6 protein-coding genes are annotated in these 13506 nt (G+C 48.7%); 4 read left to right on the forward strand and 2 right to left on the reverse strand.

Translation table 11 applies throughout. The features are described from left to right. Positions 1–350 precede the first annotated feature (350 nt). From KHS78_RS22305 to KHS78_RS12040, 4 genes are read left to right on the forward strand one after another with little or no spacing between them, the layout of a single operon-like run. Entirely contained in the window at positions 351–3845 is a 3495-nt protein-coding gene (locus KHS78_RS22305; protein WP_246506415.1) for a type I restriction-modification system subunit M, read from the forward strand. Further along, positions 3838–6150 carry a type I restriction-modification system subunit M gene (locus KHS78_RS12030; protein ID WP_211828714.1) on the forward strand — a complete coding sequence of 771 codons (2313 nt, stop codon included), beginning with the start codon at positions 3838–3840 and terminating at the stop codon, positions 6148–6150. The genes KHS78_RS22305 and KHS78_RS12030 overlap by 8 nt, the downstream gene beginning before the upstream one ends. After that, positions 6150–7493, forward strand: a complete 1344-nt coding sequence (locus KHS78_RS12035; protein ID WP_211828715.1) for a restriction endonuclease subunit S — start codon at positions 6150–6152, stop codon at positions 7491–7493. The genes KHS78_RS12030 and KHS78_RS12035 overlap by 1 nt, the downstream gene beginning before the upstream one ends. Beyond that, entirely contained in the window at positions 7493–10744 is a 3252-nt protein-coding gene (locus KHS78_RS12040; protein ID WP_211828716.1) for a type I restriction endonuclease subunit R, read from the forward strand. Before KHS78_RS12035 ends, KHS78_RS12040 begins: the two co-directional genes overlap by 1 nt. Before the next feature lie 219 nt (positions 10745–10963). On the opposite strand, the gene KHS78_RS12050 is transcribed toward KHS78_RS12040, so the two are convergent. Beyond that, complete coding sequence (locus tag KHS78_RS12050; protein ID WP_211828717.1) at positions 10964–11626, reverse strand: hypothetical protein; 663 nt, start codon at positions 11624–11626, stop codon at positions 10964–10966. Then, a complete protein-coding gene (locus KHS78_RS12055; RefSeq protein WP_211828718.1) occupies positions 11619–13406 on the reverse strand; it encodes a hypothetical protein in 1788 nt (595 codons plus the stop codon). Before KHS78_RS12055 ends, KHS78_RS12050 begins: the two co-directional genes overlap by 8 nt. Between the last annotated feature and the right edge of the window lie 100 nt (positions 13407–13506).

Genomic DNA, 13506 nt, shown 5'->3' on the forward strand with positions numbered 1-13506 from the left:
TTCATAGTCCGCCATTAACGCTCTATACACAACACATTAAAGCTACCGGGAACCATGCTGAGCCAGGTCACTGATTGACCTCGGAAAAATCTCCGGGCGGTAGCGTGCCTGCGGTAATGTTGTTCCGCAAGATGCTGCCTTGGAAGCTCGCAGCCACAGGCCAACAGGCAGAATTGAAAGCCACCAGCCAGACACAGGGTTCAAAAAACTATCTCTCTGTGCTCACTATCACGATCTGCCGTCTATGCAGCCTTTACCGTGAACTGTTGATGTAGACACTGAGCAATAAATTAAAATCGCTCGCATCCGACTTAAACACTATTTTTCCCCTTATTTCGTCACGAGCAACCATGCCCAATACTCAATCGCAAAATAACCTCGCCGCTTTTATCTGGTCCGTCGCCGATCTGCTGCGAGGTGATTTTAAACAGTCCCAATACGGACGCATCATTCTGCCCTTCACTCTTCTGCGGCGTCTGGAGTGTGTTCTGGAACAGTCTAAAGACGCGGTACTGGCACAGTATGAAAAAGTGAAGGCGATGAATCTGCCGGAAGACGGCATAGAGAAGATGTTGCTGCGGGCAACGTCGGGCTTGTCGTTCTACAACACCTCCCCCATCAACCTGTCTAAGCTAGGTCAGGGCGACATCAAATCCAACCTGGAAACCTATATCGAGTGTTTCTCCAAAGACGCACGGGAAATCTTCGAGCATTTCCGGTTTGATGAATTTATCGGTGCCCTGAACGACGCCAACCTGCTTTACAAGGTGGTGGACAAGTTCGCCAGTACCAATCTCAGCCCTGCCCGAATCTCCAACCACGATATGGGCCTGGTGTTTGATGAGCTGATTCGCCGGTTTGCGGAAGGTTCCAACGAAACCGCCGGTGAGCACTTCACCCCACGGGACATCGTGCGCCTCACCACCTCGCTGGTGTTTATGGAAGACGATGCCCTGACCAAGGAAGGCATTATCCGCACCATCTATGACCCGACAGCGGGTACCGGCGGTCTCCTGTCATCCAGCATGGAGTATGTGTACGACCTGAACCCGAAAGCGGTGATGCGTGCTTTTGGCCAGGAGCTGAACCCGGAATCCTACGCTATCTGTAAAGCCGATATGCTGATCAAGGGTCAGGATGTCAGCCGTATCAAACTGGGCAACACCCTGTCTAACGACCAACTGGTGACCGACCGGTTCGACTACATGCTCTCCAATCCGCCGTTCGGTGTGGACTGGAAAAAGATTGAAGGCGAAATCAAGGACGAACACACCTTCAAGGGCTTTGACGGCCGCTTCGGCCCCGGCCTGCCAAGAGTGTCCGACAGTTCCCTGCTGTTCCTAATGCACATGATCAGCAAGCTCAGGGACAATACAGAGAATGGAGGACGAATCGGCATCATCCTTAATGGTTCGCCGTTGTTTACTGGTGGTGCGGGCAGTGGTGAAAGCGAGATTCGCCGTTATGTTCTCGAAGCCGACCTGCTGGAAACCATCGTCGCTCTGCCGACCGAAATGCTCTACAACACCGGTATCGCCACCTATGTGTGGGTGCTGTCGAACAAGAAAGCTGGAAGCCGTAAAGGTAAGGTGCAACTGATCAACGGCGTGAACCTGTGCGGCAAAATGCGTAAGTCGCTGGGTTCCAAGCGCAACATCATGAGTGATGCGGATATTCAAACCATCACCCGCTGTTTTGGTGCTTTTGAAGCGGTTGAGCCGCAGGTGCTGGACAAGCCTGCTGAACAGAAAAGCAGCCGTGGTCGTCAGTCGGCCAGTGCCAAGGTTGAAGCACCCAAGACCTTTGCCAGCAAGATCTTCAACCACCACGAATTCGGCTACCGACGTATTACCATTGAGCGTCCACTGCGCCTGTCTGCCCGGATCACCGATGAAGCCATCGAAGGCTTACGGTTTACCCCCAAGCCGTTTAACGCAGTGATGCGCTGGCTTTATGAAACATTTGGCAATGAGTGCCACCAGCATCTGGCGGAAAATGAAGCCGTTATTCGCACCAGGATCAAAGCCGATTTCAAGGAACTGAAGGAAAAGCAGATCAAGGAACTGCTCAGCCCCACGCTTTGGCAGTCCCAGCTTGCCCTGATGGAAAAGGCCAAGGCATTGCAGACTGAAATCGGCTCAGTGCAGAGCGATGACTTCAATACCTTTGAAATCACCCTGAAAGTGGCCCTGAAGAAAACCGGTATCACGCTGGATGCCAAAGAGAAGAAACAGTTCCTGGAGGCCATTACCCACAAGAATCCGGACGCTGAACCGGTTGTTAAAAAAGTTCTTAAGGAAGAAGAGCAGCCTCTCTACGGTGCCTTTCTGTACAAAGGCAAGGTCGTAGAATTCCAGCCCGATGGGGATCTGCGGGATAACGAAAACGTCCCTCTCGATCCATCCGTCAGCACCACCACATTGATCACAACCTACTTTAACCGGGAAGTCGCTCCCCATGTGCCCGATGCCTGGATCAATGCCGACAAGTGTGATGAGAAAGACGGTGAGATCGGTATTGTAGGTTACCATATTAACTTCACAGGATGCTTTGATGGTCTTTGCCCTAACGATAGAGACCCAGCATTTATTGGAAAACCCTATCGTCTGAAGAATGTCGTTATAGAAAACAAAGAAGGAGTTTTTTTTCTAGATAGACATACAGGCAGAATAACTGAACATGAAAAACTGAATAAAGATACAAGTAAGCTTCCTCATACACGTTTTGATATTGACACCGAAATACTCAATTATGAATTTTATAACATCTTCATTACTCAAGATGAAGGTAAAGACTGGCTTGACAGCTCTTTTTTAAAAAACTCAGGAACTAGGAATATTAGCTTCTCTTCGTGGCGAAATGCTCGAATCATGCTACCCCCGATAAAAAGCCAGTTGGACCTCATTAATTTATTTACAGAATGTGACTCAGTCGCGGCTCGTATAACGCATATAAAAAACTCAGCATTTAGCAACTTTAAAGATGCCCAACAACAAATCCAGCCATTTCAAGGTGTCACTGATCGTTATGATCATGAATTTTCACATTTGTTGCCAACTCCGCTAGCCATTCTTTGGCAGCTTGCAGAATCAAAATTTAATGACAAAGAACAATGTGAACTATTCAGCAAATTCTATGAATATCTAGGACTCTATTTATCATCAATTATTTTTAGCCTGAAAAAGCCGGAGCGAAAACAATTCTATCAAAATGGAAAAAATAAAAACAACCTCATAAGTTTAACAATGGCTTTTAGCCATCACCGCCTAAATGATTATAAGAATCAATTAACAGATTCAAACTTTGCGTTTAAAGAAATATATAGCCAAGCTATTATTGAATTACTGCGCAATGCTACTGAGCTAAGGAACGATATTGCTCACAGAGGACTACCTTCAGCTCAATCTGTTGCAGATTCCAAGCGGAGAGTGAATCATCTTAACAGTACTCTTCAAGCTATATTAAGAAATTTTTTCGAACAAAGCACACTGGTTAGACCGATGCAAGCTAGATTCGATGGCAGAACTTATTCTTATGAGGTAGAAATTCTTAAAGGACTGGGAATAAATCCTTGCAATACAGCCATCATAAAAACTCATACCCCAATGATTTCTAGCGAACTCTATATAATTAACGAAGAAATTTCTTCAACTGAAGCTGCGTTAACGCACAAGCTTTTTCCATTAATGATTATGGATGAAACGATCAAAGATAGTGAAATAATGGGCTTTTACTTTTACAGCGATCCTCAAGCAGACGAACTTAGATATGTATGCCCATATCCAAATATTGAAACCTATAAATTCAAGTCTCAAGAACTAATCACTGACTTTTTAAATGACTAATACAAACTTCTCTCAAACTGCCGCCTTTATCTGGTCCGTCGCCGATCTGCTGCGTGGCGATTTCAAGCAGTCCCAATACGGGCGCATCATCCTGCCCTTCACCCTGCTGCGACGTCTTGAGTGTGTTCTTGAACCATCTAAAGAGGCGGTACTGGCACAGTATGAAAAAGTGAAGGCGATGAACCTGCCGGAAGACGGTATGGAGAAGATGTTGCTGCGGGCAACATCGGGCCTGTCGTTTTACAACACTTCGCCCATGAACCTGTCTAAGCTGGGTCAGGGCGATATCAAATCCAACCTGGAAACCTACATCCAGTGCTTCTCCAAAGACGCACGGGAAATCTTCGAGCATTTTCGGTTTGATGAATTTATCGGTGCCCTGAACGACGCCAACCTGCTGTACAAGGTCGTGGGCAAGTTCGCCAATACCAATCTCAGCCCGGCCAAAATATCCAACCACGATATGGGTCTGGTGTTTGAAGAGCTGATTCGTCGGTTTGCGGAAGGCTCCAACGAGACAGCCGGTGAGCACTTTACCCCACGGGACATCGTGCGCCTCACCACCTCGCTGGTGTTTATGGAAGACGACGATGCCCTGACCAAGGAAGGCATTATCCGCACCATCTATGACCCGACAGCGGGTACCGGCGGCTTCCTGTCATCCGGCATGGAGTATGTCTACGACCTGAACCCGAAAGCGGTGATGCGTGCCTTTGGCCAGGAGCTGAACCCGGAATCCTACGCCATCTGCAAAGCCGATATGCTGATCAAGGGTCAGGATGTCAGCCGGATCAAACTGGGCAACACCCTCTCTAACGACCAACTGGTGACCGACCAGTTCGACTACATGCTCTCCAATCCGCCGTTCGGTGTGGACTGGAAGAAGATCGAAGGCGAAATCAAGGACGAACACACCTTCAAGGGCTTCGACGGTCGTTTTGGCCCCGGCCTGCCACGGGTGTCCGACGGTTCCCTGCTGTTCCTGATGCACCTGATCAGCAAGCTCAGGGATAACACAGAGAATGGCGGCCGCATCGGCATCATCCTCAATGGTTCGCCGTTGTTTACCGGTGGTGCGGGCAGTGGTGAAAGCGAGATTCGCCGTTATATTCTCGAAGCCGATCTGCTGGAAGCCATTGTCGCCCTGCCGACCGATATGTTCTACAACACCGGTATCGCCACCTATGTGTGGGTGCTGTCGAACAAGAAGGCTGCAAGCCATAAAGGCAAGGTGCAACTGATCAACGGCGTGAACCTGTGCGGCAAAATGCGTAAGTCGCTGGGTTCCAAGCGCAATGTCATGAGCGAGATGGATATTCAAACCATCACCCGCTGTTTTGGTGCCTTTGAAACGGTTGAGCCTCAGGTGCTGGATAAGCCTGCTGAACAGAAAAGCAACCGTGGTCGTCAGTCGGCCAGTGCAAAGCCTGAAGCGCCCAAGACCTTTGCCAGCAAGATCTTCAACCACCACGAATTCGGCTACCGACGTATTACCATTGAGCGTCCGCTGCGCCTGTCTGCCCGGATCACCGATGAAGCCATCGAAAGCCTACAGTATGCGCCCAAGCCGTTTAATGCAGTGATGCGCTGGCTTTATGAAACATTTGGCAATGAGTGCCACCAGCATCTGGCCGACTCTTTATTAGAGAATGAAGCCGTTATTCGCACCAGAATCAAAGCCGACTTCAAGGAACTGAAAGAAAAGCAGATCAAGGAACTGCTCAGCGCCAAGCTTTGGCAGTCCCAGCTTGCCCTGATAGAAAAGGCCAAGGCATTGCAGACTGAAATCGGCTCAGAGCAGAGCGATGACTTCAATACCTTTGAACTCACCCTGAAAGCGGCCCTGAAGAAAACCGGTATCACGCTGGATGCCAAAGAGAAGAAACAGTTCCTGGAAACCATTACCTACAAGAATCCAGAAGCAGAACCGGTTGTTAAAAAGGTTCTGAAGGAAGAAGAGCAGCCGCTTTACGGTGCTTTTCTGTACAAAGGCAAGGTCGTAGAATTCCAGCCCGATGGTGATCTGCGGGATAACGAGAACGTCCCTCTCGATCCATCGGTCAGCACCACCACACTGATCAAAACCTACTTTAACCGGGAAGTGGCTCCCCATGTGCCCGATGCCTGGATCAATGCCGACAAGTGTGATGAGAAAGACGGTGAGATCGGTATTGTCGGTTATGAGATTCCCTTTAACCGGCATTTCTACCAGTACCAGCCGCCACGTGCATTAGAAGCCATTGATGCTGATCTGGATGCCGTCAGTAAGCGGATTATGACCCTGCTGGCCGAGGTACATTCCTGATGACTGGCAAATATCAAGCGTATCCTGAATACAAGGACTCCAGGGTGGAGTGGTTGGGTAGGGTTCCTAAACATTGGAACGTTACAAGACTCAAACATATGGCTCAGATTAGGAATGGTCAGGATTACAAATTGGTTGAAGCTACTACTGGATACCCTGTCATGGGATCTGGTGGCCAGTTTACCTATGCGACCAAGTTTATGTACGACAAAGAATCTGTACTACTTGGTCGTAAAGGAACGATTGATAAACCACTTTACATAAATAAGCCGTTCTGGACGGTAGATACGATGTATTACACCGAGATAAACAAAGATATTCCAGCGAAATATCTCTACTATCTCGCACTAACAATTCAGTTCGATCGTTACTCGACGAATACAGCACTGCCCAGCATGACTCAGGAGCACCTGGGAAACTATTCCTTTGGTGTACCTGAAAGCGAAGCCGAGCGAATCCAAATAGCCAACTTCCTCGACCACGAAACCGCCAAAATCGACACCCTGATCGAAGAGCAGCAATCCCTGATCCGGCTGCTGAAAGAAAAACGACAGGCGGTGATCAGTCATGCCGTCACCAAAGGTTTGAACCCTGATGCACCGATGAAGGACTCCGGTGTGGAGTGGCTGGGGGAAGTGCCGGAGCATTGGATTATAAGTAAGTTCGGTTACTTATCATTAGTCGTTAGAGGCGGTTCGCCGCGGCCTGCCGGAGATCCTGCGCTGTTTAATGGTGACTATTCTCCATGGGTAACGGTTGCGGAAATAACCAAGGATGATGAAATTTATTTAAATGAAACAGAGACATTTCTAACAAAGAAGGGCTCTCAGCAGTGTCGTGTTTTTAAAGCAGGAACCTTACTGCTTTCAAACAGTGGTGCAACACTGGGAGTTCCTAAGATCCTAACGATTGATGCGAATGCTAACGATGGAGTTGTAGGCTTTGAACAACTGAGACTCAATCATCAGTATTGTTACTTCTACCTCTCCATATTGACGCAAGATATACGCGAGAGAATCAAGCAAGGCTCCGGTCAACCAAACCTCAATACCGATATTGTTAAAGAGATTGCAGTACCAATCCCACCAAACGATGAAATTATAAAAATCGTTGACCATATAGGTAAAATTCGATCTCAATATGCTGAACTAATGAGGCAAGCTAAAGACGGCATTAAACTACTCGAAGAACGCCGCACAGCCCTAATCTCTGCCGCTGTCACCGGAAAAATTGACGTCCGTAACTGGATCGCGCCAAAAACAGCGCTGGAAAATGAGCCCTGCGATTCCGACATTTCCACCATCCAGAGCAATTACCAAGAACAAGCCGTAGAGGACATGTAATGAGCAAGGATGCCAGCGTAGAAGCCGTCTTTCAGAACGAGATCATCGCCCAGATGCAGGCCAATGGCTGGCAGCTGGGTTCGGGGGATCATTATGACCGGGAAACTGCTCTGTACACCAATGATGTGCTGAGCTTTGTGCAAGAAACCCAACCGAAGGAATGGGCCAAGTTCTGTAAGGTGTTCCCGACCGACTCGGAACAGCACTTTATCAGCCACCTGGTCACTCAGCTTAAGAAGGCTGATCCGAATGCCATTGATAAAGACCTCCGCAGCTACGGCACCCTTGGAGTATTGCGACACGGGCTGAAGATTCGTAATGCCCGTTTCTCGCTGTGTCAGTTTATGCCGGAGCATTCGCTGAACCCGGAGACGTTGGCTCGCTACAAACAAAACCGCTGTCGCATCGTTCCGGAGCTGGTGTACAGCCCATATGCCACGGCGGAGCATCTTGCTGCTACCGGTAAGAAGGCGAAAGCCTGGCGTATTGACCTGGTGCTGTTTGTGAACGGTTTGCCGGTGGCTACGCTGGAGCTGAAGTCGGAGTTTAAACAGTCTGTCGATAACGCCATTCGCCAGTACAAAACCACCCGTCTGCCGAAAGACCCGGAAACCAAAAAGCCGGAACCGCTGCTTACTTTCAAACGGGGTGCGCTGGTGCATTTTGCCGTGAGCCAGTATGAAGTGCATATGGCGACCAAACTGGCGGGCGGAAATACCTATTTCCTGCCGTTTAACAAAGGAACACGTGAAGGCGGTGCCGGTAACGATGTGCCGGAAGATGAAAATCGTTATGCGACAGACTACCTGTGGAACGAGGTGCTGACGCCCGATAACCTGCTGAACATACTCGGTCGGTTTGTACATCTGGAGATTAAAGAGGTTGAAGACTGGGAAGGCCGGAAGTCCAAAAAGGAAACCCTGATCTTTCCCCGTTACCATCAGTGGGATGTGGTCAACCGCCTGATAGATGCCGCCAAACGTGAGGGGACGGGCAACAAGTACCTGGTGCAGCACAGCGCCGGTTCCGGTAAGTCCAACTCCATCGCCTGGACGGCCCACCAGCTCTCCACCCTGTACGATAACGACGGCAACAAGACGTTCCATTCCATTATCGTGGTCACCGACCGCACGGTGCTGGACGACCAGTTGCAGGACACGATTTATCAGTTTGAACACGCCGACGGTGTGGTGGGCCGGATCAATAACAAGGAAGGTGACGGTTCCAAATCCGAGAAGCTGGCAGCGGCGCTGGAAACCGCCCAGCCGATCATTATCGTCACCATTCAAACCTTCCCCCATGTGCTGGCAGCCATCGAGAACAGCACCAGCCTGAAGGAACGCCGTTACGGCGTGATTGCCGATGAGGCGCACTCTTCGCAAACCGGCTCTACCGCCCGACAGTTGAAAGAAGTGTTGATGGTGGACGCCGCTGATGCGACGGATGAAGATAAGCCCGTTTCTTCGGAAGATATTCTGGATGCAACGATTGCCGCTCGCAAAGGCAGCAGCAACCTGAATTACTACGCCTTCACTGCAACGCCCAAGGCGAAGACGCTGGAACTGTTTGGCCGACTGCCAGACCCGACGCAGCCCGCTTCGGAAAAAAACCTGCCGGAAGCCTTTCATGTGTACTCCATGCGTCAGGCCATTGAGGAAGGGTTTATTCTCGATGTGCTGAAGAACTACACCAACTACCAGGTGGCGTATCAGCTCGCCCAGAAGATTGAAGCCGCCGATCAGGAGGTAGACAGCAAAAAGGCCAAGGTGAAACTGGGCCAGTGGGTACGGCTCCATGAGTACAACATCGCCCAGAAAGTGAAGGTGATTGTCGAACACTTCAAAGACAATGTGATGGGGCTGCTGGGTGGTCAGGCGAAGGCGATGGTGGTCACCAGTTCCCGTAAGGAAGCGGTGCGTTACAAGCTGGCGCTTGATAAGTACCTGGCTGAACAGAAAAGCCATATCGCCGTTATGATTGCTTTCTCCGGTGAGGTGGAGTTCCACAAAAATGATCCGGACAGCCTTGCCCTGCTGGATCAAAAATTCACCGAAAAGAGCATGAACCCGGCACTGAAAGGTCGGGATATGCGCAAAGCCTTCGACACCGATGACTACCAGATCATGCTGGTCGCCAACAAGTTTCAGACCGGCTTTGACCAGCCCAAACTCTGCGCCATGTATGTGGACAAGCCGTTGGGTGGGGTCGAATGTGTGCAAACCCTGTCGCGCCTGAACCGTACCTATCCCGGCAAGGAAGTCACCGGCACCTTTGTGCTGGATTTTGTGAATGAGCCGGATGAGATTCTGGCAGCGTTCCAGCCTTACTATCAGACCGCTGAACTGGCGGATGTGTCGGATCCGGACAAGATCTTTGAACTGTATGAAAAGCTCCGCGCCAGTGGCATTTTCACCTGGAACGAAGTGGAGCAGTTCTGCGATGCCTTTCTGGTGAAAAGCAAAAGCAATGCCGCCATCAGTAACATCTGCAAACCGGCGGTTGAACGCTGGCAGAAGCGGTACAGTTCCGCCATTGATGCCTATCTCCATGCCAAGGATGTGCTCGATCGCACCAAGAAAACCGGCGATGCGGTGCTGATGGCCAATGCTGAGAACAGCTTCAAGGACTGCAAGAAAGAAAAGGATGCGCTGGAAATCTTCAAGAAAGACCTGGGCAGTTTCACCCGCTTCTACGAGTTTATGTCCCAGATTGTTGACTACGACGACAAGGAACTGGAAAAACTCAGTCTTTTTGCCCGTTACCTGCGGCCACTGCTGCGGGAAAAGGTGGTTCAGGAAGACGAGATTGACCTGGAGAATGTGGTGATGAGCCACTATCGCCTGTCCAAGATTCGCCAGCAGGATATCAAACTGCAGGAAGATGCCGAAGGTTATGAACTGGAGCCGGGTAGCGATGTGGGTTCTGCCAAAGCCAAGGACAAAAAAGAAGAGTTCCTGTCACAAATTGTGGCGCGCCTGAATGAGTTGTTTATTACCGACAACCTGACCGATGGCGACCTGATCAACTATGCCTATGCCGTCCGGGACAAGCTGACCGAGAATGCCACGGTGATGAGTCAGATCAAGAACAACACCGCTGAGCAGGCCCTGCTGGGTGACTTCCCGAAAGCCATTGATGATGCCGTGATGGACAGCAATGAAGCACAGCAGGAAATGATGATGCAGTATCTCTCTAACCCGGATGTAGCCCGTGGGTTTGCGCGGGTGGTGTTTGATATGTTGAAGGGGTGAGGTAGTCGCATAATGAGTAGTAATCATGCCGACACTGTCGTAGTGCTGGACTTTGAAACCACCGACCTGTCGCCGGATATGGGCGACCGGGCAATTAAGATAGGCGTCCTTTACAGCTGATTTTCCCTACATTTGATCGTGCCCATGAATCAGCATTCAAACACGTACAGAGGAACCTGGCAGGAAAAAAATGCTCTTCCTGCCAGTGATATCTCAATATTATTTATTTAAGAAGACACAGTTTGCCTTGCCTAACGCAGTAACTTCATCATTAGGATTATCCCATATAATGTCTTTGTCTTTCTTATAGGCGATACCAATCCGCTCGGAGATTTTCCTTTTAGTGTCGCCAATTTTCGTCATGTAACAGTACTGATAATTTGGTTTGTCTAGATGTTCAGGACTGTAGGTATATCCCGTTACAATTTCTCTACCTCCCTCCAGTTCGACAGATTTAAATACCGTAAATTCAGTCGATATTTTGCTTGAACTGCCAGCAGCATTTTTTTTGTGCTTTTCGGCAAGAGAGGCTATTTGCGGATTTTCATCATTGCGTTTATCAAGCAGCATCTCTTGGAGCTTTGTTAATTTGGCAAGGTACTCTTCGAACTTTACAAGTTCATTTGAGCTGTAATTGAGTGTAACCATTCCTTCAAGGTTGTGCGTACATAGCCAAATGATGGCAGCCAGCACAATGACGATTGCACTGCCCCCCACCGCATAACGCATGAAAACCTGTGAAAGTCTTAACTGATTTTCGATACGGCTGCGCTGCAGCAGAAGCTCTTGCTGAGCCTCTGCGGCTTTTACGTGCGCATTAATGTGGTCAAAATTGTGGATGGTATAGCTTGACGACATCCTGCTAACGCTATCTTCAGACACGCACGACCTCGCCACGATCTACGCTGAGCATATGTGGATCATTGGTGTATAAGGGAACATGCACCAATTCTCTCTTAATGATCTCAACGGGTACTTCCTTGATATGTACCTTTTCAACGGGCACTTCTTTCACGATTTCAATAGGTACCTGCTTAACAACCTCGACAGGGACTTCCTTTATCACCTCAACTTCTACTTCCTTTGTAATCACTTCGGTAACAATCTTTGGGTTTGTTGCGCGTTTGCTCAGCGCTACAAACAAGCGACGTAATGAGTAAAGCGTTTTTCGTGCCAATGGGTGGTGTTCATGGTCATCTTTAAGGTGGCCAAACCGTAACGTTAAGCTCGCCAATGCCAGGATGATACCAGTAAAAGATACGATAAATGCCAAACTGCCAAACCATACGGTAGCAACGGTGGCCACCTGTTTGGGGTCAAGATCCGCAGCAGAGTCCTTGTTGTAAAACGACTTTGCAACACGGTAAACCTGCTGGTCAGCCACTTTATCATTAATATTACTTCTTAGAACGAGTGCCTGTTCATTCAAGGGAACCAATTCACTCTCGATTGAAGCGATACTTTCCTGGCGTTCTTTATAAGTAGCCATCAAGCGGTCACGTTCCGCCTCGTTCTGCTTCATCTGCACACCGTACTGCTCGCCAAGATCCTTCTGCTCTGCCTCTAATACCTGTAACTGACGTTTGGTATCTTCATCCTGCGAGGCTGTTATTTGCGAGATGTCACTATTGATAGCAACCAATTCCTTTCTTGGCTGTATCTTCTTTGCCTCATAACGCTTGTTAATCGCATCTGTTTGGCTTTGTACCCAGCGCGACAGCTCGTCTGATACCTGTAGTGATGAGGTATTATTTAGCTGCTGTCGAAGTGTGTTAATGCGCTGTTGTACCGGCGCTATACGCTTATCCCAGCGTTTTTTGACCACGGGCTCCCACAATATATTAGATTCAGCTAATTCCTGTGTTTGACCACTTTCAAGTTTCTCAAGCTTGTTAAGCTCATTGTCAAGTTGATTGCGAAGATCTGTCCGCTTGGTATCTGTTTCATTGTTGGTGGAAGCCGCACGCTGCTTATATTGTGCTTCTACACGCTCTATTTCAGCTTTGCGTTCTCCCTCATAAGCATTGATTTGATCAAGATACTGTTGCCTTAATTGCTCAAGGCTTTCTAGTTGCGATTTGCTGACCGAAGCTCTTACTTGCTGGCTTTTTTCTCGAATAGCATCAGTCCGCTGCTGATATTCACTGGATAGAACTTCCCTGCGTGTTGAATATTGCGTCTCAATACTGTCAAGAGTTATAGAGTTTAGTTCTGAAATCCTGCGCTTTTTCTCATCAATAGCCTCGTCCAAGCCGGTTAATTCGCGCTTGTATTGGTCAACGACAAGTGTAGTACGAGCAAAATTCCGCTCAAAGCCATTAAAGACGCTTTCAAAGGTAACGCAGGCAATGAAAATAAGGGAACCAAGAAAAACCGATCGCCACAACAGTCTTTTAGAGTGGTAAAACGCCGTTGCCATGGGAATCTTTGTCAGCTCTACAACCGAAACCATCAAGAAAGGCAAGGCAGCCAGTAGAGAGCTTGGTGAAAATAACGATACATTTGTTTGGCTATTGGCTGATATCGCCTGGTTAGTCTCAATGAGCACCATGAAGGTGATGGCCAAGCCTATGGCACAGGCAAAAATTTCTGTTATCCATGCAAATACAAGAAGTTTTTTTCCTGCATCAAGTCGAGCCTGTTCGAATGCTAAAGCTGTCAATTTAATAGGTTCCAGTAAAATTTCTAATATATTGGTACTAGTGTGCTTTTATATGGCAGACCAACCACATCATTAGCTTTGATGCTTTTGATATGGAAAG

Source organism: Kistimonas asteriae (genome assembly GCF_018263925.1).
Classification (GTDB): domain Bacteria; phylum Pseudomonadota; class Gammaproteobacteria; order Pseudomonadales; family Endozoicomonadaceae; genus Kistimonas; species Kistimonas asteriae.